The sequence below is a fragment of the Actinacidiphila polyblastidii genome (assembly GCF_036353415.1).
Lineage (GTDB): Bacteria > Actinomycetota > Actinomycetes > Streptomycetales > Streptomycetaceae > Actinacidiphila > Actinacidiphila polyblastidii.
Genome location: NZ_JAZEWV010000006.1, coordinates 142,578 through 165,312, shown reverse-complemented (window position 1 = coordinate 165,312; position 22,735 = coordinate 142,578). Strand labels below are relative to the sequence as shown.

At 71.8% G+C, this 22,735-nt stretch carries 19 protein-coding genes; 2 read left to right on the top strand and 17 right to left on the bottom strand.

Annotated features, from left to right (window positions below; genetic code table 11):
• Positions 1–94: 94 nt before the first annotated feature.
• The 4 genes from V2S66_RS10525 to V2S66_RS10510 form a co-directional block, all read right to left on the bottom strand.
• A complete protein-coding gene (locus V2S66_RS10525; RefSeq protein WP_330794326.1) occupies positions 95–925 on the bottom strand; it encodes a M55 family metallopeptidase in 831 nt (276 codons plus the stop codon).
• Complete coding sequence (locus V2S66_RS10520) at positions 922–1,869, bottom strand: N(4)-(beta-N-acetylglucosaminyl)-L-asparaginase (RefSeq protein ID WP_330794325.1); 948 nt, start codon at positions 1,867–1,869, stop codon at positions 922–924. The genes V2S66_RS10525 and V2S66_RS10520 overlap by 4 nt, the downstream gene beginning before the upstream one ends.
• A 93-nt stretch (positions 1,870–1,962) precedes the next feature.
• Positions 1,963–3,480, bottom strand: coding sequence for a glycerol kinase GlpK (glpK, locus tag V2S66_RS10515; protein ID WP_330794324.1), 1,518 nt, complete (start codon positions 3,478–3,480; stop codon positions 1,963–1,965).
• Between the two features lie 100 nt (positions 3,481–3,580).
• On the bottom strand, positions 3,581–4,441 hold the full coding sequence (locus tag V2S66_RS10510; protein ID WP_330794323.1) for an MIP/aquaporin family protein: 861 nt from the start codon (positions 4,439–4,441) through the stop codon (positions 3,581–3,583).
• Positions 4,442–4,724: 283 nt separating this feature from the next.
• Between V2S66_RS10510 and V2S66_RS10505 the strand changes: the two genes are divergently transcribed.
• On the top strand, positions 4,725–5,519 hold the full coding sequence (locus V2S66_RS10505) for a ferritin-like domain-containing protein (RefSeq protein WP_330794322.1): 795 nt from the start codon (positions 4,725–4,727) through the stop codon (positions 5,517–5,519).
• A gap of 70 nt (positions 5,520–5,589) precedes the next feature.
• On the opposite strand, the gene pntB is transcribed toward V2S66_RS10505, so the two are convergent.
• From pntB to V2S66_RS10465, 8 genes are all read right to left on the bottom strand, one after another.
• The gene (pntB, locus tag V2S66_RS10500) at positions 5,590–7,071 is read right to left on the bottom strand and encodes a Re/Si-specific NAD(P)(+) transhydrogenase subunit beta (protein ID WP_330794321.1); all 1,482 of its coding nucleotides are present in this window, start codon (positions 7,069–7,071) and stop codon (positions 5,590–5,592) included.
• A 6-nt stretch (positions 7,072–7,077) separates the two neighbouring features.
• Positions 7,078–8,616 carry a Re/Si-specific NAD(P)(+) transhydrogenase subunit alpha gene (locus tag V2S66_RS10495; protein WP_330794320.1) on the bottom strand — a complete coding sequence of 513 codons (1,539 nt, stop codon included), beginning with the start codon at positions 8,614–8,616 and terminating at the stop codon, positions 7,078–7,080.
• Between the two features lie 265 nt (positions 8,617–8,881).
• Positions 8,882–9,964: a sugar ABC transporter substrate-binding protein gene (locus V2S66_RS10490; protein ID WP_330794319.1), complete on the bottom strand. Its 1,083-nt coding sequence runs from the start codon at positions 9,962–9,964 to the stop codon at positions 8,882–8,884.
• Positions 9,965–10,282: 318 nt separating this feature from the next.
• Positions 10,283–11,698 (bottom strand): FAD-dependent oxidoreductase, encoded by a 1,416-nt coding sequence (locus tag V2S66_RS10485; protein WP_330794318.1) that lies wholly within the window; start codon positions 11,696–11,698, stop codon positions 10,283–10,285.
• Positions 11,699–11,832: 134 nt separating this feature from the next.
• Entirely contained in the window at positions 11,833–12,771 is a 939-nt protein-coding gene (locus tag V2S66_RS10480) for a ketopantoate reductase family protein (RefSeq protein WP_330794317.1), read from the bottom strand.
• Between the two features lie 97 nt (positions 12,772–12,868).
• A complete protein-coding gene (locus V2S66_RS10475) occupies positions 12,869–13,699 on the bottom strand; it encodes an aldo/keto reductase (protein WP_330794316.1) in 831 nt (276 codons plus the stop codon).
• Positions 13,700–13,884: 185 nt separating this feature from the next.
• Positions 13,885–15,045: a GDSL-type esterase/lipase family protein gene (locus V2S66_RS10470; protein ID WP_330794315.1), complete on the bottom strand. Its 1,161-nt coding sequence runs from the start codon at positions 15,043–15,045 to the stop codon at positions 13,885–13,887.
• Positions 15,046–16,306: 1,261 nt separating this feature from the next.
• On the bottom strand, positions 16,307–16,549 hold the full coding sequence (locus V2S66_RS10465) for a hypothetical protein (protein WP_330794314.1): 243 nt from the start codon (positions 16,547–16,549) through the stop codon (positions 16,307–16,309).
• Between V2S66_RS10465 and V2S66_RS10460 the strand changes: the two genes are divergently transcribed.
• Positions 16,536–16,778, top strand: coding sequence for a cellulose binding domain-containing protein (locus V2S66_RS10460; protein WP_330794313.1), 243 nt, complete (start codon positions 16,536–16,538; stop codon positions 16,776–16,778). The genes V2S66_RS10465 and V2S66_RS10460 overlap by 14 nt on opposite strands.
• Before the next feature lie 81 nt (positions 16,779–16,859).
• Here V2S66_RS10460 and V2S66_RS10455 read toward each other — a convergent pair whose 3' ends face one another.
• From V2S66_RS10455 to V2S66_RS10435, 5 genes are all read right to left on the bottom strand, one after another.
• The gene (locus V2S66_RS10455; protein WP_413966352.1) at positions 16,860–18,056 is read right to left on the bottom strand and encodes a cellulose-binding domain-containing protein; all 1,197 of its coding nucleotides are present in this window, start codon (positions 18,054–18,056) and stop codon (positions 16,860–16,862) included.
• An 86-nt stretch (positions 18,057–18,142) separates the two neighbouring features.
• The gene (locus V2S66_RS10450; protein ID WP_330794312.1) at positions 18,143–18,619 is read right to left on the bottom strand and encodes a GNAT family N-acetyltransferase; all 477 of its coding nucleotides are present in this window, start codon (positions 18,617–18,619) and stop codon (positions 18,143–18,145) included.
• A gap of 104 nt (positions 18,620–18,723) precedes the next feature.
• Positions 18,724–19,653, bottom strand: a complete 930-nt coding sequence (locus V2S66_RS10445) for a carbohydrate ABC transporter permease (protein WP_330794311.1) — start codon at positions 19,651–19,653, stop codon at positions 18,724–18,726.
• Entirely contained in the window at positions 19,650–20,666 is a 1,017-nt protein-coding gene (locus V2S66_RS10440) for a carbohydrate ABC transporter permease (RefSeq protein WP_413966351.1), read from the bottom strand. The genes V2S66_RS10445 and V2S66_RS10440 overlap by 4 nt, the downstream gene beginning before the upstream one ends.
• Complete coding sequence (locus V2S66_RS10435; RefSeq protein ID WP_330794309.1) at positions 20,666–22,021, bottom strand: ABC transporter substrate-binding protein; 1,356 nt, start codon at positions 22,019–22,021, stop codon at positions 20,666–20,668. Before V2S66_RS10435 ends, V2S66_RS10440 begins: the two co-directional genes overlap by 1 nt.
• Positions 22,022–22,735: the final 714 nt, after the last annotated feature.

Genomic DNA, 22,735 nt, shown 5'->3' with positions numbered 1-22,735 from the left:
CGGAACCCGGCGGCCCCGGTGGGGCGGGGGTTCCGCCGCCCCACACCGCCCCACACCGTCCGGCGGCCGCCGGCGGTCGGCGGTCGCCCGGTCGTCACTCCGCGATGCCCCTGGTGAGCAGCACGACGGTGACGAAGGTGCGGTAGAGCCGGACCGGGTCGTCGTCGGTGATCGTCACCGCCGCGGGATCGGCCGGGTCCGCGACCACCCCGCTGATCCAGGTGGCCATCTCGGCCAGGTCGGGGTTGCGCATCCGCACGCTGAGCGTCGCGGGCAGCGTGATCCGCGGCAGCGCCGCCCCGGGCAGCGCCGCCACCGCCTGCCGGGCCGCGTCCCTGATCACCTCGCGGGCGTCCTCCGGGTGCAGGCTGTCCGCGGCGAACCGCGACACCGACGACTTCACCACCGCCCCCACCACACCGGGGCAGAACGCCTCGGCCTCCGCCGCGGTCGTGTCGTCGCCGGTCACCAGCAGCACCGGCACCCCGTGGCCGAGCGCGACCAGCGCGTTGATCCCGCTCTCCCCGGCGACCACGCCGTTCAGCCGCACCTCGGCGATCGCCGACGGGTTGTACGTATGGGACAGGACGGCGGGCGCGCCCTGCATCGAGCCGTGGTACGACACGAAGAACACGCCGTCGAACGAGCTGTCCAGGCCCTGCATCATGTACAGCGGCTTGTGGCGGCCGGAGAGGTAGCGGGCCCGGCCCGCCAGGGTGTCGGGGCGCAGATTGGCCATCGCCGCGTGCGAGTCGTTGACCAGGAACTCCGTCGCGCCCGCGGCCCTCGCGCCTTCGATGGCCGCGTTGACCTCGTGTTGCAGCAGCGAGCGGTAGTAGCCGTAGTCCTCGTGGCCGGCCCGGCACTGCGACCAGTCGACGACGCCCGCGGTGCCCTCCATGTCGGAGGAGAGGAAGATCTTCACAGCACGATCCTCGGCCGCAGCTCCGGCTCGGCCGAGTCGGCGGTCATCAGCGCGTACACGCTGCCCTCCTGGCCCGCCGCGCCGCCGTGCCGGCCGTCCGGGGTCAGCGCCAGCGCGCGCAGCTCCGAGCGGAAGTCGTCGGGCAGCGTCGCCGCGTCGGCCAGTGCGGTCCGGCACGCCTCGGCCGGATCGCTGCCGGCGCCGATCAGGTCCACGATGGTGCGGGCGGTGCCGCCGCGCATGCTCAACTCGCCGCGGCCGGTGCAGGCGGCGCCGCCGGCCCGCAGGTCGCACCAGTTCCCCGCGCCCGGCAGCGCGGAGTCGCCGACCCGGCCGGGGTACTTGTACGGGTAGCCGGAGGTGGACACCCCAACGCACATCTCGCCCGTGGCGTCCAGCGCGATGATGTTGATGGTGCCCCACGGGCCGTCGTGCGGGGCGAGCCTGCGGATCAGCGCCAGCGCGCTCTCCCGGTACCTGCGGTCACCGTCGGTGGCCGCGGTGTTCTCGCCCTCGACGGCCTCCTGCGAGTCGGCGACCTGCTTGCGCCACTGCGCCCGCGACTCATCGGTGAGCAGGTCGGCGGTGGCGAAGCCGCACTCCCGCGCGAAGAGCGCGGCTCCCTCGCCCACCAGCAGGCTGTGCTGGGGGAGCTTCTCCAGCACCGCCCTGGCCACCGAGATCGGGTGCGGGTAGCCCTGCAACGCGGCCACCGCGGCGAACCTGCGGCCGGAGCCGAGCATCACCGAGGCGTCCAGCTCCACCACGCCCTGCGCGTTCGGCAGCCCCGCGGTGCCGACGTAGTGGTCGGCCGGGTTGTCCTCGCAGCGCTGCATCGCGGCTTCCACCGCGTCCAGCGCGGAGCCGCCGCGACGCAGCACGTCCATCCCGCTCGGCAGCCCGATCTCGCTGCGCTCGCTGCCGATGATCACCGGGTCTGCCATGGGTCTCCTGTCCGGTCGCACGGGGCCGGAAAGGTCGCGGCCCCGTCGGGGCCGCGTATGCCGGCCCTCGGGAGGCCAACATATGCGCCGCGATTATTCGACGTCGACCCAGTCCAGGGTGCGCTCGACCGCCTTCTTCCAGCCGGCGTAGCCGGAGGCGCGCTGCTCCTCGCTCCACTGCGGGTCCCAGCGCTTGGACTCGTTCCAGTGCTCGCGCAGTTCGTCGGTGTCCCGCCAGAACCCGGTGGCCAGGCCCGCGGCGTAGGCCGCACCGAGCGCGGTGGTCTCGGCGACCACCGGACGGCTCACCGGCACGCCGAGGATGTCCGCCTGGGTCTGCATGGCCAGCTCGTTGGCGGTGACGCCGCCGTCGACCTTGAGCACGTCCAGGTGCACCCCGGAGTCCTGCTCCATCGCCTCGACGACGTCGCGGCTCTGGTAGCACATCGACTCCAGCGTGGCCCGGGCCAGGTGCCCGTCGGTGTGGTAGCGGGCCAGGCCGACGATCGCACCGCGGGCGTCGGAGCGCCAGTACGGCGCGAACAGGCCCGAGAAGGCCGGCACGAAGTAGATGCCGTCGCTGCCCTCGACGGTCTTGGCCAGCCGCTCGCTCTCCGGCGCCGCCTTGATGATGTGCAGCTGGTCGCGCAGCCACTGGACGGCCGAGCCGGTGACCGCGATCGAGCCCTCCAGCGCGTAGACGGCCGGCGCGTCGCCGAACTTGTACGCCACCGTCGTGATCAGCCCGTTCTCCGAACGCACCGCCTCGGTACCGGTGTTGAGCAGCAGGAAGTTGCCGGTGCCGTAGGTGTTCTTCGCCTCGCCCGGCGCGAAGCACACCTGCCCGACGGTCGCCGCCTGCTGGTCGCCGAGCACACCGGCGATCGGCACCGGCGAGCCGAGCGGCCGCGAGGCGCGGGTGCTGCCGTACGCCTCGGCGTCCGAGGAGGAGTTGATCTTCGGCAGCATCGCCCGCGGGATGCCGAAGATGCCGAGCAGCTCGTCGTCCCAGTCCAGCGTCTCCAGGTCCATCAGCATGGTGCGGCTGGCGTTGGTGACGTCGGTGGCGTGGATGCCGCCCTTGGGGCCGCCGGTGAGGTTCCACAGCACCCAGGAGTCGGTGGTGCCGAAGATCGCGTGGCCCTGCTCGGCGGCCTCGCGCAGGCCGTCGATGTTCTCCAGCATCCACTTGATCTTGCCGCCGGAGAAGTACGTGGCCGGCGGCAGGCCGGCCCGGCGCCGGATCAGGTCGCCGTGGCCGTCGCGCTCCAGGGCCTTGGCGATGGAGTCGGTGCGGGTGTCCTGCCAGACGATCGCGTTGCCGTACGGGCGGCCGTTGCGCGGGTCCCACACCACCGTCGTCTCGCGCTGGTTGGTGATGCCGATGGCCGCCAGGTCCGACGCCTGCAGACCGGCCGAGCGCACCGCGGTCTGGATCGCGACGTTGGTCCGCTCCCAGATCTCGGTCGGATCGTGCTCGACCCAGCCGGGCTTGGGCAGGTACTGCGTGTGTTCGAGCTGGTGCTTGGCCACCTCGTTGCCCGAGTGGTCGAAGATCATGAAGCGGCTGCTGGTGGTCCCCTGGTCCACCGCGCCGACGAAGTCCGCCATGGATTGCTGCCTCTCGTGCGTGAACCGTGAGCGGTCCGCGGACCGGGCGAGGACGGGCGCGCGTGCGCGCACCCGTCCCGCCCGGCTGTATCGACTGGTTTCAGCTCTCTTCGGGAAGCGGCGTCCGGCCGGCCGGCTCCGGTTCGGCGGTCGGGAGGAAGCGGCCGACGAAGAGCTTGTACACGACGCCGCCGAGCAGACCGCCGGCCAGCGGGCCGATGATGGGGATGTACCAGTAGAAATTGCCCCATTGATCTCGCCACGCGGTGTTGTAGCCGGTGATGTAGCTCGCCAGCCGCGGGCCGAAGTCACGCGCCGGGTTGATGGCGTATCCGGCGTCCGTACCCCACGCCATGCCGATCGCCACCACGATCAGACCCACGATGAACGGGCCGAGGTTGGCCTGCGGCGGGGTGTTGAGCAGGTCGGTGACGGCGAGGATCAGCATCAGCAGGATCGCGGTGCCGATCACCTGGTCCCGGAAGGCGCCCCACTCGTGCACCCCGGCGGCCGGGTTGCCGTTGCCGGGCAGGGTGGAGAACACCGTCTGCGTCTTGATGGTGTGGCCGGGGTCGAAGTGGCCGAGGACCTCGGTGTAGTTCCAGCGCACCAGCAGAGCCGCGACGAAGGCGCCGAGGAACTGGGCCAGCACGTACGGGCCGACCTTCTTCCAGGAGAAGCCCTTGAATGCCGCCAGGGTGACGGTCACCGCCGGGTTGAGGTGCGCGCCGCTGAGACGTGCGGCGACGTACACACCGAAGGTGACGCCCAGTCCCCAGGCCCACGCGATGCTGTCGTGGTTGCCCAGGCCGCCGGGCGGAGTGGTCAGCCCGCCGCCGGCGACCACCTGGGCCACGACGCCGACGCCGAAAAGAATGAGGATCATCGTGCCGGCGAACTCCGCTGAGAGTTCCCCGATCAGGCCCGATCCGCGCCCCGAGCCGCGTTCTCGTTTCGCCATGGATACCTGCTTCCCGCCGGCGTGACGGTCACGTCCGGCTTTCGGCCGGTTCTGCTCCGGCTGCTCCTTTCACACCGAAACACGTGCTGCCGTTTCGGGCGCGGGGCGGTGAGCCGTCCGGGCGACGTCCGCGGCGTTCCGGCACTCGGGCCAGTATGCGCCCGGCGTGCGCCGATCGGACGAGTGCGTGCGCCCCTGGGTTGCGGGGGTCCGCGGGCCGACCTTGACTCGGGGTGGACTTCCCGTCAGCTTCCGGCTGCGGGCCGACCGAAGGAGGCACGCGATGCTCTCGGCGCGCAGCCTGTTCACGGAGATCCTCGACGACGACGAGTCCTTCCGGCTGTTCTGCTCCATCGCCGCCAGCGGTGAGGCCCAGGGCGGCTGGGAGAACGGCAGGATCGCCGCCCTCGTCCCCGAGGCGCAGCGCGAGATGGCGCCGAAGATCGCCCGGCACGGCGCCGACGAGGACAAGCACGGACGCATCTTCACCGCCCTGATGCGCAAGCGCGGGCTCGACGCCGTGCCGGTGCCGTCGGACACCGACTACACGATGCTGCTGGAGCGCCAGGGCATCGGCCTCGCGCACGCCCGGCTGCGGCAGGACCAGCCGCTGACCGAGGCGGACATCGTCACCTATCTGGCGCACAGCAGGGTCACCGAGCAGCGTGCCTCGGAGCAGATGGCGCTGCTGCTCAAGCACTTCGGCGACCACCCCGAGGTGGGCCGCGCGGTGCGGGCGATCTCCCGGGACGAGGACAACCACCTGGCGTACTGCCACGAGGAGCTGCTGCGCCTCGGTGCGCACGGCCACTCCCGCGCCATCCGGCGCATCCTGCGGGAGAGCGCGCTCGCCGAGATCCGCGTCTACCGCGACGTCAGCCTCGCGGTGATGGCCCACATGGGCCGGGTGCTGCACTGGCCGGCCCCCAAGGCCGCGGTGCTGCGGGCCGGCATCCACGCGGTGTACGGCTTCGAACGCGCCGCCGGCTGGCGGCGGATGGTGACCCTGCGGATGCCGGCCCGCCGCGACGCGATGGGCGGCCAGGCGCCGGTCCCGGCGGTGGCGCCGGAGATGTGACGCCGCGCCGCGCACGGCAGGGGCCCCGGCGGTGTGCCGGGGCCCCCTGCCGTGCGCGGCTGGCCGGAGCCTAGGTGGCGGCGCCGGTCGGCTGGCGGCCGTCGCGTGCGCTGCCGCCGCCGGTGGTCGCGGCGCGGCCGGACGTGCTGAGCGCCCGCAGGATGCCCTCGACGCTCTGCTTGGCGTCGCCGAACAGCATCCGGGTGTTCTCGCGGAAGAACAGCGGGTTCTGCACGCCGGCGTAGCCGGAGGCCATGGACCGCTTGAAGACGATGACGTTCTCCGCCTCCCAGACCCGCAGCACCGGCATGCCGGCGATGGGGCTGCTCGGGTCCTCGGTCGCCGCCGGGTTGACGGTGTCGTTGGCCCCGATGACCAGCACCACGCCGGTCGCCGCGAAGTCGTCGTTGATCTCGTCCATCTCCAGCACCACGTCGTACGGCACCCTGGCCTCGGCCAGCAGCACGTTCATGTGGCCGGGGAGCCGGCCGGCGACCGGGTGGACGCCGAAGCGCACCTCCACGCCGCGCTCGCGCAGCGCCCGGGTCAGCTCGGCCACCGGGTGCTGGGCCTGCGCGACCGCCATGCCGTACCCCGGGGTGATGATCACCGAGGACGCGCCCTCCAGGAGTTCGGCCGCCTCCTCCACGCCGGTCTCGCGGTGCTCGCCGGCCTCCTCGTCCGACGGCGCGGCCGCCTCGATGCCGAAGCCGCCGGCGATCACCGAGATGAACGACCGGTTCATCGCCCTGCACATGATGTACGACAGGTAGGCGCCGGAGGAGCCGACCAGCGCGCCGGTCACGATCAGCAGGTTGTTGTTCAGCAGGAAGCCCGCGGCGGCGGCCGCCCAGCCGGAGTAGCTGTTGAGCATCGACACCACGACCGGCATGTCGCCGCCGCCGATCGACACCACGAGGTGCCAGCCGAGCGCCAGCGCCAGCACCGTCACCGCGATCATCAGGCCGAGGCTCGGGCTGACGGCGAACCAGACGGTCAGCGCCGCGAACCCGGCGAGCGCCCCGAGGTTCAGCAGGTTCTTGCCCGGCAGCGTCAGCGGGCGGGACTTGATCCGCGCGGACAGCTTCAGGAACGCGACGATGGAACCGGTGAAGGTGACCGCGCCGATGAAGATGCCGATGAACACCTCGGCGTGGTGGATGCGCAGCAGTTCGTGCGCGATCGCGGTCTGCGCCGAGCCCTTGGCCTCCACCTCCTCGTAGCTGCTCCAGCCGACCAGCACCGCGGCGAGGCCGACGAAGCTGTGCAGCATCGCGATGAGCTCCGGCATGCCGGTCATCGCCACGACCCGGGCCCGCCACAGGCCGACGGCCGCGCCGATCGCCATCGCGACGATCAGCAGCGCGATGCCCCAGCCGGACACGTCCTTCGCGGTGAACCCGATGGTGGCCGCGAGCGCGATGGCCATGCCGCAGGCGCCGAAGACGATGCCGGACCGGGAGGTGCGGTGCTGCGAGAGCCCGGCGAGGCTCAGGATGAACAGGAGGGCGGCGACGACGTCCGCGGCCTGGATTCCCGTACTGGCTTTCATGCGGCCTCAGCCTTTCGAGAACATGCCGAGCATGCGACGGGTGACGGCGAACCCACCGAAGATGTTGATGCTGGTGAGCAGGATCGCCACGAAGGACAGCACGGTCACGACGGTCGAACCGCGGCCGATCTGCAGCAGCGCGCCGATCACGACGATCCCGGAGACCGCGTTGGTGATCGACATCAGCGGCGTGTGCAGGGCGTGGTGGACCTTGCCGATGACGTAGTAGCCGATGACCACGGCCAGCACGAACACCGTGAAGTTCTCGGCCAGTTGGGCGGGGGAAAAGGCGATCAGCAGGAACAGCGCGGCCATCCCGGCGCCGATCAGGCCGAACCTGGCCGCCGCGGACAGCGGCCGCTTCTCCGGCGTGACCGGCGCCGCGGCCGCCGGCTGCTGCTGCGGGGCGGCCGAGACCTGCACCGGGGGCGGCGGCCAGGTCGTCTCGCCGTCCCTGACCACGGTCACCGAGCGCTGCACCACGTCGTCGAAGTCCAGCACCAGCCGGCCGTCCTTCTCCGGCGTGAGCAGCTTCAGCAGGTTGACCAGGTTGGTGCCGTACAACTGCGAAGCCTGCGCGGGCAGTCGGGCCGGCAGGTCGGTGTAGCCGAGGATGGTCACGCCGTTGTCGGTGACGACCGCCTTGCCGGCCACCGTGCCCTCCACGTTGCCGCCCTGCGCCGCAGCCATGTCGACCACGACGCTGCCCGGCTTCATCGCGGCGACGTCCGCCGCGGTGATGAGCCTGGGCGCGGGCCGGCCGGGGATGAGCGCGGTGGTGATGACGATGTCCACCTCGGCGGCCTGCTCGCTGTAGATCTCGGCGGCCCGCCGGTCGTACGCCTCCGAGGTGGCTTTCGCGTAGCCGTCGGTGCTCGCCTCCTGCTCGACCTCGACGGCGAGGTACCGGCCGCCCAGCGACCGCACCTGGTCGGCGACTTCGGGCCGCGGGTCGGTGGCCCTGACCTCCGCGCCGAGGCTCCCCGCGGCGCCGATCGCGGCCAGGCCCGCCACTCCGGCCCCCGCCACCAGCACCTTCGCCGGCGGCACCTTGCCGGCCGCGGTGACCTGTCCGGTGAAGAAGCGGCCGAAGACGTGCGCGGCCTCGATCACCGCGCGGTAGCCGGCGATGTTCGCCATCGAGCTGAGCACGTCGAGCGACTGGGCGCGGGAGATCCGCGGCACCGCGTCCATCGAGAGCGCGGTGAGCGGACGCTGCGAGAGGCGCTCCAGCAGTTCGGGGTTCTGTGCGGGGGCGAGGAGCGCGACCAGCACCGCGCCGTCGCGCAGCCGCGCGGTCTCGTCGGGGGAGGGGGCGTTGATCTTCAGCACGATGTCGGCCTGCCACGCCGCGCCGATCCGGGCGCCCTCCGCGGCGTAGGCGTCGTCGGTGAACCCCGACGCCTCACCCGCGCCGGACTCGACGACGACCTCGTAGCCGAGCTTGAGGAGTTGGCGGACGTTGGCTGGCGTGGCGGCCACGCGGGTTTCCCCCGCGCTGGACTCGGCCGCGACGCCGATCTGCTGTGGCACTGACTCCGGCATCCGTATCCCTTGTCCCTCTCGGCTGAGGTCTCGACGGCAGAAGCGGCAGAAACGGCAGTACAGGGCTTTCACGGTGTGCGTGTGCGGAGCGCACGCGGTAGACACTGGTGGAAGGCGCGCGCCCGGCACAAGCCCGTCGCGGGTGGCGGTGGACACAGCAAGGGGTCCCCCGCGCGGTGCGGGAGACCCCTCGGGGTGACTGCCTACGCCATGCCGTCCGCCCGGATCTCCGGCGGAGACCGCGCGGGACCCTTTCCGCGCCCGGCTATTGGATGCCGGCGTCCTTGCAGGCCTGGACGAAGTCCGCGGTGCAGATCTGCGCGGCGGTGTACAGCCCGCCCTTCACCACGACGTCCTCCACGTCGGCCTTTGTCACCGAGACGGCCGTCAGCAGTTTGGCGGGCACGCTGTCACCCGAGCCGCTCTTGACGGTGGTGTCGGTGACCGAGCTGAACGGCTTGCCGTTCACCAGGTCCACGGCGATCTCGGCGGTGAGGTACGCCTCCGGCTTGGGCGCCTTGTACACCGTCGCGGTCTGCGCGCCCGTCAGGATGCGCTGGACGGCGGCCAGGTCGGCGTCCTGCCCGGTGAGCGGCACGCTGATGCCGGCGCCCTTGAGCGCGGTGGAGATGCCGCCGGCCATGGTGTCGTTGGCGGAGTAGACGCCGACGATGTTCTTCCCGCCGAGCTGGGTGATCGCCGCGGTGACCTTCTGGTTGGCCACGGTGTCCTTCCACAGGCCGCTCTGCTCGTAGGCGATCTTGACCTTGCCGTCCAGCACCCGGTGGGCGCCGGCCTTGAACTGCGCGGCGTTGGGGTCGGCGTCGTCACCGTTGATCATCACGATGTCGGAGGAGGGGGTGGCCTTCGCGCCCAGCGCGTCCAGCAGCGCCCGGCCCTGCAGCTCGCCGACCTTCTCGTTGTCGTAGGAGACGTACGCCGAGACCGGGCCCTGCGCCAGCCGGTCGTAGGCGACGACCTTGATGCCACGGTCGACCGCCTTCTGCACCGAGGACCGGATGCCGACCGCGTCCTGGGCGTCCACGATGAGCACCTTGACGCCCCTGGTGATCATGCTGTTGACCTGCTGCGCCTGCTTGGACGCGTCCCCTGAGGCGTTGTCGTAGGTGAACCGGCAGTCCTTGCACAGCTCGTGGATCTTCGCCTCGATGAGCGGCTTGTCGAACTTCTCGTACCGGGCGGTCACCACGTCCGGCAGCAGCAGGCCGATCGTCCTGCCCTTGCCGGCGCTGTCGGACTTGTCTCCCGTCTTGCCGCAGGCGGCCATGGTGAGCGCCATGGAAACGGCGGCGGTCACGACGACGGCCCGTCGCGTCAACGCGTTCATGGGTGGATGCCTCCCCGGGGCGGGCCGCAACGCCGCGGCCCAAGTGACGGTGAGTCAACTGTGATTACGCCTCACTCGTCAAGAAGTGGGCGCCGATTGGCCTCCTCTGGGCGGTGAATTGCCTGAAGTCGGAGCCGAGCGCACTCCCGCCGGTGCTGGTGTGGCGAGATCGACCGGGTTCCGACATTGCCGGAGCGCGTCCGGCGCGCCGGGCCCCGGGAGCGGTGCACGATCGGCGCGTTCGCTCGCGCCCGGTCCGGCGCGCGCGGGCGGCCGCCCCCTGCCCGGGGTCCGGCCGCCCGGCGCTGCGTACCGCCGTCAGGCGGTCAGCAGCGGCAGCAGGGTCTGCTCGCTGAACTCCCACAGCAGCGCCGAGTCGTGCGCCTGGAAGGCCGCGCCGTGCCAGAACGTGCGCCGCCTGCCCTGCAGCGCGGTCAGGTCGCGGTAGAAGCCGCGGCTGATGTCGGCGGCGCCGACGGTCAGTTCGTACGGGGTGTGGCTGGAGAAGGTGCGGAAGGAGGCACCGGTGACGTCCAGCGTGCCCTGGGCGCGCAGGCGTTTGAGGTCGGCGATGATGTGCCCGCGCACCACGTCGTCCGCGACCGGCGTGGAACTGCCGTACTTCACGTCGTGCAGCCCCGGCACGCTGCTCGGCGAGAACGCGTAGCTCGCGGGCAGCGGCGCCAGGTTGTACGGCGTGTCGGCGGCCACGTTCTGCACGGTCAGGTCGGCGGGGACCCCCGAGAGCTCCAGCAGGGCGGTGGAGTAGTTGCCCTGACGGAACCGGCCGAAGACCGCCCGCTCCCGGGCGTCCAGGGCGAAGGCGGTGAGCTTGGCGGGCAGGGGCGGGACGGTGATCAGCAGCTTCCCCGCCCTGATGGTCCGCGGCCCCTCGGGCGTGTCGACCTGCAACAGCACCCCGCCGCCGGTCCTGTCCCGGTCGGCCGACACCACCCGGCTGTTCAGCAGCACGTCGGTACCGAGGAACGCGCCCGCCTTCTCGTACAGTTCGCTGTTGTCGCGGCGGGCCGTGGTCAGGAAGGAGCCCTGCAGGATGCCGGTGACCACGCCGGTGCCGAAGTACTTGAGCACGTACAGCGCCGGCAGCCGCATGATGTCGTTGAACCCCTGGCCGAAGGCGTACGCCAGCTGGGCGATCGACTCCAGACCGTACGTGGTGACGAAATCGCCCCAGGGCAGCAGCAGTTCGGACGGCACCGGGTCCGGCAGGTCGAAGCCGGTCGCCAGGTACGGGTACTGCTGGAGGATGCCGAAGTAGGTGCCGAGCGCGGTGGGCACCGACGGGGAGTAGCCGTCCACGACCCGCCCGGTGCGGAAGTCGGCATAGGTGGTGCTGCCGCCGCCGAAGCCGGGCATCGTGACCAGGTCGACTCCGAAGCGCCCGAAGTAGCCCCGGACCAGAGGCGTGTCGTGGAAGACGGTGACCCCGATGTCCGTGGTCTGCCCGGTCTGCGGATCGTGGTAGGTCTCGCAGTGGCCGCCCAGCCGGTCCTTGGTCTCCACCACGACGACGCTGCGGCCCTCGTCCCGCAGCCGCACCGCGGTGTACGTGCCCGACGACCCGCCGCCGATCACGGCCACGTCCCGCTCGATCACCCTGCCGTTGCCCCCGACCCCGCCCGCGGCCGCCGCGACCCCGGGCCGCAGCGCCACGGCGGCCGCCACTCCCGTCCCGGCAAGGGCCTTCAGCGCCTGCTTGCGTGTCCACTCCATGGAACCCCCTCAGACGACGTCACGTACGTTGAGAGGATTAGACCGCGTACCGCGCGCGCTCGAACAGAGCGCGCGCACACGGCAGTCGGTGAGCCGCGGTGTTCACCGCAGACGGCGCGTGGCCGCGCTCCCGGTCAACCGGCGGTGGCCGGCGCGCCCTGGACGTACGGGGACAGGATGTCCGCCACGGTGCTGTTGCGCGGTGTCGGGACGCCCAGCTCAGCGCCGAGGCGGGCCACCGCGCCGCTGAGCCACGGGAGTTCCAGGCGGTTGCCGTGCGTGAGGTCGTGGTGCATGGAGGCGGCCATATCGGGCGGCAGGGTGTCGCAGAACGCCAGCCGCTCGTCGGCGAACGACGGGTCGAGGGCGACCCCGCGGGCCCGACCGACCGCCACGGTCTCCCGCATCACGTCCAGCAGCAGCGCCCGGGACCCCGCGTCGCCGCGCACCACGCCGATCGGCTGCCGCACCGCCGTGGTGGCCGCCGACAGCCCGACGAGGAAGACGAACTTCTCCCAGATCATCCGCGTGATGTCGGTGCTCACCTCGGCCTCGGGCCCGGCCCCCGCCCACTGCGCGGCCAGCTCCACCACCCGCTCCGACCGCCGCCCGTCGTACTCGCCGAACACCAGCTTCTGGAAGCCGCCGCGGTGCACCACCACGCCCGGCTGCTCGATCACCGCGGAGACGTAGCAGACGCCGCCCAGCAGGGACTCCTCCGGAAGGTGCCGGCGCAGCGCCTCCCGGGTCTCGACGCCGTTCTGCAGCGAGACCACGGCGGCGCCGCTCTCCGCGAGCGGCCGCAACTGCCGCGCCACGTCCTCGGTGTCCCACAGCTTCACCGCCACCAGGACCACGTCGGCCCGCCCGACCGCGTCGACACTCGGCACCACCGCGCCGGGCGGCACCGTGACGTCGCCGGCCGCACCGCGGATGCTCAGCCCGTTCGCGCGGATCGCCTCAAGGTGGCGGCCTCTGGCGACCAGCATGACGTCGCCTCCGGCTGCCGCCAGCCGCCCCCCGAAGTAGCCCCCGACGCCCCCGGCGCCGACCACGGCGACCCGCATGTCCATCCCGCCTTCCGCCGGCCCCGTCGAGGCCGCATGGGTAACCCTCAGGACGGTCACTGTAACGCCGGCGCACCGCGGGACGCGGAGCGCGGGGCGCCGCTCAGAACTCCTCGTGGTACCGCGGATCGCCGCCCAGGCGGTGCGGGGTGTGCCCGGCGATCGACGCCATCTCCTGGGCGTCGAGGTGCAGGTCGAAGACGTCCAGGTTCTCGCGCTGCCGCCGCGGGTCGGCGGACTTCGGCAACGGCACCGCACCGGACTGCACATGCCAGCGCAGCACCACCTGCGCCGCGGTCCGGCCGTGCGCCAGCGCCACCTTCTTCACCGCGGGGTCGCCCAGCACGTCGCTGCCGCGGCCCAGCGGACTCCAACTCTGCACCGCCACGCCCTTGGCGGCCAGCACCTCGCGCAACTCCGCCTGGGGGAAGAGCGGATGCATCTCGATCTGGTCGACGGACGGCAGCACACCGGTCTCCCGCTCCAGCCGGTCGATGTGCTCCGCGGTGAAGTTGGAGACGCCGATCGAGCGGACCACGCCCGCCTCGCGCAGTTCGATCATCGCCCTCCACGAGTCGACGTACCGGCCGACCCGCGGCAACGGCCAGTGGATCAGGTACAGATCGACGTACTCCAGGCCGAGCCGCTTGAGGGACTCGTCGAAGGACCGCAGCGTCTCGCGGTAACCGTGGTCGCGTCCCGGCAGTTTGGTGGTGACCACGACCTCCTCGCGCGGCACCCCGCTCGCCAGCACGCCGCGGCCGACGCCGGCCTCGTTGCGGTAGTTCGCCGCGCTGTCGACCAGCCGGTAGCCGGCCGCCACGGCCTGCGCCACGGCCCGTTCGGCCTCGGCGTCGTCCATCGGATAGGTACCGAGACCGAGGCCCGGCAGCACCGTCCCGTCGTTGAGCGTCTGGACCGGGGCTGTTGCCATGGATCGGTGTCCCTCACGTCTCTGCCGTACCGCTGCTTTCCGCCTGCCACCCTACGGCCGCCGCGATCCGCGCCCGTCCAACCCGCCGCACCGTCCCGCCCGAACCCACCGCACGGCCCACCGCCGCCCGGCTGCCGCGGGGGGGCCGCGTGCGCCGGGCGCCGGCGGCGCCGCTCCGCTCCGCTTCAGCTCGCGGTGCACACCGGGGCGCCGAGCGCGGTGCCGGGAGCGTTGACGACCAGGCCGAAGGAGGTCGACGCCGAGGGTGCGATAGCACCGTTGTACGGAGCGTTGCGGAAGGTCGAGGGTGGTGACGCCGGGTCGGCGACCGCGTTCCACAGCGAGGGGACGGCCGCCCCGGAGGGCAGCGCGAGCCGCACCGACCAGCCCGTCACCGGCAGGGCGCCGGTGCCGGTGACGGTGACCTGCGCCTGGAAGCCGCCGGGCCAGGCGTTGGTGACCTGCGCGACGGCCGTGCAGGCGGCTCCCGACGGCGGCGAGGTGGGCGGCGGAGTGGTGGGCGGGGTCGTCGTCGGCGGGGGTGTCGTCGGGGGAGCGGTGGGGCCGCCACCGGTCAGCGCCGCGCTCAGCGCGGGGAGCCAGCGGGCGGCGATCTTGGCGTTGCCCGAGTCGTTCGGGTGGACGCCGTCGTAGGTGTCGGCCGCCGTGTCGTACCCGGTCCACTGGTCGACCACGGTGACTGGGGACTGCGCGGTGCCGTGCGCCGCGGCCCACGCCGGGATGCGGGCGTCGAAGTCCACCACGCGCTGCCCGCACGCCGGGCAGTTGGCGGGCGCCATCGGGGTGATCCGGGCGACCAGCAGCGCGATCGACGGGTTCGAGGCGCGCATCTGGTCCAGCATCGTGCTGAAGGCGGCGAGGATCGTGTCGGGGGCGATGCCGTTCCACACGTCGTTGGTGCCCAGATGCATCATCACGATGTCGGGGTGGGTGGCCGACAGCCAGCCCGGCAGCAGGTTCTGCCCGGCGATGCCGGTGGCGAGGATGCCGCCGTGGCCCTCGTTGTCGCCGTCGTAGGGGACACCGCAGCCCTGCGCGGGCAGCGTGCCGACCATGTCGACGTCCGTGTGGCCGGCGGCTTGCAGCTGCTGCCAGAGCAGCGCCCGCCAGCAGCCGGGAGACCCGGTGATCGAGTCGCCCAGCGGCATGACGCGCACCGTCGCCGCCGCGTGCGCGGGACCGCTCGGGACGAGGAGGACGGCGAGCGCGAGGAGCGCCGCCGCCAGGGCGGCGCGGACCGCGGCCGACCGCCGGAGGAAGGAAGCGGCGAGGGGCCGGGAGAGGGGACCGGAAAGGGGGCGCGCGAGGAGACGGGAAAAGGACACCTGTCGACTCCAGGTGGTGAGGGGAGAGGATCCGGAGGGCGTACGGGCCCGCCACGGGCGCGACGCGGCGCCAGGGCGGGCGGGGGTTCGGGGCGGTCCGACGCGACCGGACCGCCGTGCACATCCGAGCTGCTCCCACGGATACGCCGTCACCGTAAGGGCGCGGCGAGCGGGCTGACAAGACGGTGCGTCAGAAAAGACCGGCGCCCGCGCACGCCGGCGGCGGCCCTGGACAGGGGTCGGGAGTGCGAGCAGTATGGGAGCGCTCCCACGCGCATTTCGCACCTCACCCACGCGACGACAACTCCGTCCCCCCACATTCCCGGAGATCTCGATGCGCTCTTCTCCACGCTCCCGAAGGCCGTCCCGCAGACCGTCCCGCACGCCGTCCCGGAGGCTGGCCGCCGCGCTGTCCGCCCTGCTCGGAGCGGCGCTGGTCTGGACGGTGACCATGCTGCCCGCGCCGGCCGCCACACCGCGGCCCGCCGCCGCAGCGGCCACCGCCGCGCAGGCCGACGTGGTCGGCGACGCCACCCACTTCGACGGGCTCGGCCAGCCCTACGGCGGCTGCGGGATGCCCCAGTCCGAGCTGGACTCGCAGGACTTCGTCGCCCTCAACGTGTTCGACACCCCGGGCGACTACACGATGTACCCGCGCCCGGTGCCGCCCGACCAGGCGTCGAGGATCGGCGCCTGGGACAACGGGCACAACTGCGGCCGCTGGGTGCGGGTGACCATCGGGGACTACTGCACCGGGACCAACGACGGCGCGCCGGGGCAGCCGTTCTGCCGGGGCGGCTCGTGGACCTCGGACGCCTACGACGGCGCGACGCTGACCATGCTGGTCGCCGACAGCTGCGCCGACGCCAACGCCTGGTGCCGAGACGACCCGCACCACCTCGACCTGGCCACCTCCTCGCTCGGCCGCTTCACCCGCGCCGGCGTCCCGGTCGGCGGCCTGGCCGACCACTGGAACAACCGCCGCGTCTCGTGGAGTTACGTGCCGGCGCCCGGCTACAGCGGCGACCTCAGGATCGGTTTCCTGCAGGGCGCCCAGCGCTGGTGGCCCGCGATCTCCGTCTCGCACCTGCCCAACGGCGTGCACGGCGTGCAGTACCTGGCCGACGGGACCTGGCACGACGCGCAGATGGACAGCGACATGGGCCAGTCCTTCGTCCTCGCGCCCACCGCCTCCGGCGGCACCGACTTCTCGATCCGGGTCGAGGACGCCTCGGACGCCTACGTCTTCCGGGGGCCGGGTCTACGACTTCTCGCTGCCGGCGTCCTGCGCGTCCACCTGCTCGGCCGCGTACACCGCTGCCGCATACACCACGGAGGGCGGCGCCACGACCACGCCGCCGCCCACCACGCCGCCGCCGACGACCCCGCCGCCCACCACTGCGACGACCCCGACCACCACTCCTTCCGCGCCGGGCTGCACGGCGGCCCTGCACGTCACCCACCAGTGGCCCGGCGGCCTCCAGGCCGAGGTGACGGTGCTCAACACCAGCGCCTCGAAGGCGATCAGCGGATGGTCGGTGCACGTCGCCCTGCCCTCGGGAACCACCCTCGGCACGGTGTGGAACGCGAACCTCGACTCCGCCGGCCCGCCCACGACCCTGCGCAACGCCTCCTACAACGGGACGCTCGCGCCCGCCGCCGCCACGACCTTCGGCATGACCCTCAACGGCACCGGCTCGGGGCTCGCCCAGCCCGCGTGCGCGGTGACGTGACGGGACGGGTGGCCGGAGAGCCCGGCGAATAGGCCCTCCGGCCACCCGCGGTCCGCGGAGTGACGGTCCGTCACATGCCGCTCAGCAGCCGAGGGGAGAGGAGCCGACGGCCACGTCGTCGAACCACAGGGTGTCGTCGCCGGTCGCGTAGCTCTCCCAGCCCAGCCGCAGGGCGGTCGGCCGCGGCGGCGCGGTACGGCTCAGCCACTGCTGGTCGACGTCCTGCGTCGGCGCCCCGTCCACGTGCAGCCCCGGCACCTGCTCGTCGCCCAGCCAGGTGTCGAGGCCGGGCGCCGAGGTGTTGACGGCGAACCGCAGGCACTGCCAACTGCCGGTCGGCAGCGGCCGGCTCATCGACACGCCCACCGGACTCTGCGCGGGGAGCGTCGCGTCGTCGCTCTCCCGGTTCCACTGCAGGGCGCCGTTCTGGCCGCCCACGCGCAGCGCGCGGCCGCCCTGGGAGGCGTCGGGCATCGCGACGAAGGCGACGTGGGACACCGGCAGCGCGGTGGTGTGCCGTACCCACATGCGGACGTACATCACCGGTCCGACCGCGGAGAGGTCCTGGGTGGCGGCGGCGAACGCGTGGTTGCAGTAGCCGGCCCGCCCGTCGACGCGCAGCGACCTGCTGCCGCTGTGCGCGACCGAGGAGTCGACGCTGACGGCGCCGGTGCCCTGGCAGTCCGGTGCGCTGAACTGCCAGGCCCCTGAGGGGGTGGAGCCGGTCTGGTCCTCGAAACCGGAGCAGAGCACGGCGGTCCCGCAGCCGGCCGGCGGCGAGGTGGGCGGTGTTGTCGGTGGCGTTGTCGGCGGGGTGGTGGGGGGCGTGGTCGGCGGGGTGGTCGTTTCGCCACCGCAGGAGACGCCGTTGAGGGTGAAGGCGGTCGGCGCCGGGTCGGCCGACTGCCAGCTGCCCTGCAGCCCGAAGTCCGTCGAAGCGCCGCTCGCGAGGGCGCCGTTGTAGGAGAGGCTGGACGCGGTGACGGCGGCGCCCGACTGGCTGACCGTGGCGTTCCACGCCGACGTGACGTGCTGGTCGCCGCCGTAGGTCCAGCCGAGCTGCCAACCGCTGAGCGGGGCGCCGAGGTTGGTGATCCGGATCTGCGCGGTGTAGCCGCCGGACCACTGGTTGACGGTGTAGCCGACCGAGCAGCCGGCCGTCGCGCCGTCGGCCGGCGCGGCCGCGACCGCCGCGACCGCCGCGGGGACCGCGAGTGCCGCCGTGGCGAGCATCGGCAGCCACCGGCGGCGGGCCGCGCGCAAGAGAAGGTTCCGCATGTGCGCCTCCTGGAACGTGGGGGAGTGGGAGCGCTCCCACGCATGAGAGCGAGACACCGCCCGCGCTGTCAATGCCGGGGGAGGGGTCAGTCCCGCAGGGTGAGGAGAACCTCGTCGGTCTCCGCGCCCCTGCCGTGCGCGAAGCTGCGGTCGCTGCCGGTGACCAGGAACCCGCACGCGTGCAGGACCCGCAGGGAGGCGGTGTTGTCCGCGGCGGCGCGGGCGTGCAGCGGGCGCTCGGGGACGAGGGCGAGCAGCGCCCGCAGCGCGGCGGTGGCCGCTCCCCGGCCCCAGTGCTCGCGCCCGATCCAGTACGTGACCTCGCGCTCGCCGGGCGGCCCGTACGCCGCGACGTGTCCCACCACCGCGCCGCCGGCGTCCACCACGGTGCGCATGACGACCGCGGGGTCCTGCCGGTTCCGCGCCCAGTGCGCGTGGAACCTGGCCGTGTCCGAGGGGTCCTGCGCGGTGAACGCGGCCATCGCGATCGCCTCGGGGTCGTTCGTCTGGGCGTAGAAGACGGCCAGGTCGGCGTCGGCCACCTCGCGCAGCGCGATCTCCATCCGGGTCCCCTTCCGCCGGTGCTGCGAGGGTACCCCCCGCCATGGGCGGGGCCGGGGCGCGCTGCGCTGCCCCGGCCCGTGCCGTCCCCGCCGTGTGCCGCGCCTCAGCCCTTGCTGGAGCCCAGCGAGAGGCCGGCGATGAACTGCTTCTGCAGCAGGACGTAGACCACCAGCGTCGGCACCGCCGCGATCATCGCGGCCGCGGCGATCAGGTTCTGGTTGCTGACGAACTGGCCCTGCAGGTTGGCGAGCGCCGAGGTGACCGGTCGCTTGTCGCCGGACGACATCAGGGTGATGGCCCAGAAGAAGTCGTTGTAGATCCAGGTGGTCAGCAGCGTGGCGAGCGCGGCGAGGGCCGGCCGGCACAGCGGCAGGGTCAGCCGCCAGAACCGCGTCCACAGGGAGGCGCCGTCCACGAGCGCGGCCTCGTACATCTCGCCGGGGATCGACTTCATGTAGTTGCTCAGCACGAAGACGCAGAAGCCCAGCTGGAAGGCCACGTTGATGACGATGAGACCGAAGATCGAGTTGTACATCAGGCCGCTGCTGCTCAGGAAGTGCGGCAGCGTGATCTTCAGGTAGATCCGGTACAGCGGGGTGATGATGACCTGCTGCGGCAGCAGGTTGCCCGCGGTGAACAGGATCAGCAGCGCGACGTTGACCTTCACGTCGACCCGGGTGAGCACGAAGGCCACGCCCGAGGCCAGTCCCAGCACGATGACCACCGCGGGGACGGTGATCAGCACCGAGTTCCAGAAGAAGTGCAGCATGTCCGACTGGGTCCACGCCTGCCGGAAGTTGTCGAACGTGATGTGGTGCGGCATCGACACGTAGCCGTACTTGCGGGTGTCGGAGTACGGCCGGATCGCCACGTACAGCGCGAAGGCGATCGGCAGCAGCCACAGCACCGACGCGGTGATCAGGAAGACCTGGGAGGCGATCTGGCCCCAGGGCTTGCGCTTGGCGCCCGGGCCGCCGGCGCGGTGCGCGGCGGGGGCCTTCAGGCCGGTGCCGGGGAGGGTCTCGGCGCTCATGATGATTCCTCGCGGCGGAAGGTCTGGTACAGGAAGATCGAGATCGGCACCAGGGAGATCACCAGCAGCACCACGCCCAGCGCGGAGCCGAAGCCGACCCGCTGGGTCTCGCCGACGATGTTCGTGGTGACCAGGACCGACAGCAGCTCCAGGCCGTTGATGCCCTTGTTGGTGATGTAGACCAGGTCGAAGGCGCGCAGCGACTCGATGACGGTGACGACCATGATGACGATGTTGATCGGCCGCATCACGGGGAAGATCACCCGCCAGAAGGTCTCCCAGGCGTTGGCGCCGTCCACCAGCGCCGCCTCGCGCAGCGTCGGGTCGACGGCCTTGAGCCCGGCCAGGTAGAGCACCATCACGTAGCCGGCCTGCCGCCACGTCGCCTCGACCAGGACCGCCCACAGGTTCAGATGTGGATTGCCCAGCCAGTCGATGGCGTTGTCGTTGCCGTTGCGCCCGATGACGGTGTTGATCAGGCCGAAGTTCTGGGAGTAGACGAACTCCCAGATGATGCCGACCAGCGCCAGCGACAGCATGACGGGCAGGAACAGGATCGACTGGTACATCCGGCTGCCGCGGATGCCGCGGTCGATGACGACCGCGAAGAGCATGCCCAGCGGCGTGGCGATCACCACGAAGACGGCCAGCCAGATCAGGTTGTGCCGGACCGCGGGCCAGAACTCCGGGTAGATCGTCGCGGCCTGGTGGTAGTTCTGCAGGCCGTAGACGCAGCCGTTGTTCAGGATCGGCGGCAGGTTCGGCACACAGCTCTTGGTGTGCAGGCTGCCGACGCCGTTCCACTTGGTGAACGACAGCAGCACGGTGCCGATCGCCGGGAACCACACGAAGGCCAGGTCGAGCAGGAGCGGAATGCCGAGGAGCAGCGTGACCATGACGCGGTCACGCGTAGTCATCTTGCGCATGCGCCGACGGCGGCGGGCCGGGGCACGGTCCTGGGAGGACCGGCCCGGCGCCGCCGCCGGGTCACGCACCTGGGAGGTGGAACTCATCAGGAGTAGATCGCCTTCGCCTGGGACTCCGCGCTCTTCTGCAGGGATGCGATGTTGCCGGTGCTCGGGTCGTCGATGAACTTCTGGATGATGGAGATCATCGCGTTGGCCATCGCCGGGTCCGAGTCGCGGTCCATGAACTGGGCGACCGACTTGCACTTGGCGATCTCGGCGACCGACTTCTTCTGGATCGCGTTGTACGTCGGCACCTGCAGGCCGTTGACCAGGCCGACGTCCCACTGGTCGGTCTTGAGGTACTCGGACTCGGCCGGGCCGGTGCCGATGTACTCCAGGACCGCCTTGGCGGCGTCGCTGTTCTTCGCCTTCTTGGAGAGCATGAAGCCGTCGGTGGGGGCGTCCATGTAGTCCTGGCCCCACTGCGGGTTGATCGAGGGGAAGGTGAAGAAGTCCAGGTCGTCCAGGTCAGCCTTGTCCGTGACGTACTGCGCGGCGACCTGGTTGGTGCCCTGGAACATCATGCCGGCCTGCTTCTGCTCCAGCGCCTTGCTCGCGTCCTGCCAGATCCGGCCGTTGGCGCCGGTCTGCAGGTACGGCATGATCTCGGCCCAGTGCTGGAAGACCGTGTGCACGCCCTGGTCGGTCCACGGGATCTCGTGCTTCATCAGCTTGATGTGGTAGTCGTACCCGTTGATCCGCATGTTCAGGATGTCGAACGTGCCCAGCGCGGGCCAGCCGTCCTTGTCCGCGAACGCGATCGGGATCAGGCCGTCGGACTTCATCTTCTTGGCGAGCTTCACGTACTCGTCCCACGTGGTGGGAACCGAGTAGTGCCGCTTGGCGAACTCGCTCTTGTTGTAGAAGACGACCCACGGGTAGTTGTAGATCGGCACCAGGTACTGGTGGCCGTCCAGGCCCGTGGACAGCTGCTTGGCGGACGCGCTGAAGTTGCCGCCGATCTTCTCCCAGACGTCGTCGATCGGCTCGACCAGGCCCTGCGCCGCGAAGTACTGCATGCGGTAGCCGGCGAACCAGGTGAAAAGGTCGTCCGGGGTGCCCTGCAGGTAGCTGGTGATGTTCTGCTGGAAGGTGTTGTGGTCAACGGTGTTGACCTTCACCTTCACCTTGGAGCTGGTGGTGGCTGACGCCGTCAGCGCGGAGAACGCCGCCTTCGGCGCGGCGTCGGAGTAGTTGGACCCGAAGGTCACCGTGCTCCCCGCGATCGACGCGGCGTTGCCACCGGTCTTCTTCTTGTCGTCCGAGCTCGAACTACAGGCCGTCAGGAGCCCGCCGGAGACCGCGGCGAGGCCCGCAGCGCCTGCCACCCCCCTGAGTACGTTCCTGCGCGTCGCAAACGGGCTACTGGTCGTGCTGCCCGACGACTCGACGTCCGACATGGTGCCTCCATGTGTGTGTGGGCGTTACTAGGGGGCCGAAGGCGAAATGCTGGCGGATCCGGGAGGTTTCTGGGCGGCTCCAGCACCGATCCGTTTCCAACAGAAGTCACCAAGATGAAACGCCATCGCAACTGCAGGGTAGTTCTACGCCACATGCACATGGTCGTCAACGCCCCGATCGGGATGCGTTGCCGGACCGTGATGTGCGGGGAGTGTTGGAACATGTTCGCTTCCGGTTGGGGCGGCCGCCGCATGGGTGCCGCCACAAACGTACCGGCCGCCGCGGCCCGCCGATCGCAGGGACGCGACAGCCGGCGGCGGCGCGTCAGCGCAAGTCAGGGCGGGGGCGGCGCGGGCCGGGAAGGGGGCGCTCGGGCCGCCGCGGCAGGGCCGCCCGCCCCGCGGCCCCGGCGGCCCCGAGGGGCCGTGAGCTGCGCCGGCAGGGCGGCGTCGGTGCGCGGTCCTGCGCGGTGCTGCGCGGCGGCGCCGTACGGCCGGGTGTTTGCGGGGGTGCGCGGCGGTGGCTGGGAGCCGACCTCGTCGGTGCGGGGCCGGTGGGGCCGGTCCGGTGGGGCTGATCCGGTGGGGGCCGGTCTCGCGGGGGCCGGCCCGGCCGCGGGCGGGGCGGCACGTGGGAGCGGGGGCGTCCCGTAGGAGGGGGGCGATCCGCGCCGTCCGCGTGATCCGTGCCCAGGGGACGCGGCCCCGGGCGCC

Coding starts and splice junctions, on each gene's coding strand:
- pntB (WP_330794321.1), bottom strand. CDS start 7,071: ATGAAAGCCAGTACGGGAATCCAGGCCGCGGACGTCGTCGCCGCCCTC.
- V2S66_RS10445 (WP_330794311.1), bottom strand. CDS start 19,653: ATGAGCGCCGAGACCCTCCCCGGCACCGGCCTGAAGGCCCCCGCCGCG.
- V2S66_RS10435 (WP_330794309.1), bottom strand. CDS start 22,021: ATGTCGGACGTCGAGTCGTCGGGCAGCACGACCAGTAGCCCGTTTGCG.
- V2S66_RS10490 (WP_330794319.1), bottom strand. CDS start 9,964: ATGAACGCGTTGACGCGACGGGCCGTCGTCGTGACCGCCGCCGTTTCC.
- V2S66_RS10475 (WP_330794316.1), bottom strand. CDS start 13,699: ATGGCAACAGCCCCGGTCCAGACGCTCAACGACGGGACGGTGCTGCCG.
- V2S66_RS10455 (WP_413966352.1), bottom strand. CDS start 18,056: ATGCGGAACCTTCTCTTGCGCGCGGCCCGCCGCCGGTGGCTGCCGATG.
- glpK (WP_330794324.1), bottom strand. CDS start 3,480: ATGGCGGACTTCGTCGGCGCGGTGGACCAGGGGACCACCAGCAGCCGC.
- V2S66_RS10485 (WP_330794318.1), bottom strand. CDS start 11,698: ATGGAGTGGACACGCAAGCAGGCGCTGAAGGCCCTTGCCGGGACGGGA.
- V2S66_RS10520 (WP_330794325.1), bottom strand. CDS start 1,869: ATGGCAGACCCGGTGATCATCGGCAGCGAGCGCAGCGAGATCGGGCTG.
- V2S66_RS10505 (WP_330794322.1), top strand. CDS start 4,725: ATGCTCTCGGCGCGCAGCCTGTTCACGGAGATCCTCGACGACGACGAG.
- V2S66_RS10480 (WP_330794317.1), bottom strand. CDS start 12,771: ATGGACATGCGGGTCGCCGTGGTCGGCGCCGGGGGCGTCGGGGGCTAC.
- V2S66_RS10495 (WP_330794320.1), bottom strand. CDS start 8,616: ATGCCGGAGTCAGTGCCACAGCAGATCGGCGTCGCGGCCGAGTCCAGC.
- V2S66_RS10440 (WP_413966351.1), bottom strand. CDS start 20,666: ATGAGTTCCACCTCCCAGGTGCGTGACCCGGCGGCGGCGCCGGGCCGG.
- V2S66_RS10450 (WP_330794312.1), bottom strand. CDS start 18,619: ATGGAGATCGCGCTGCGCGAGGTGGCCGACGCCGACCTGGCCGTCTTC.
- V2S66_RS10510 (WP_330794323.1), bottom strand. CDS start 4,441: ATGGCGAAACGAGAACGCGGCTCGGGGCGCGGATCGGGCCTGATCGGG.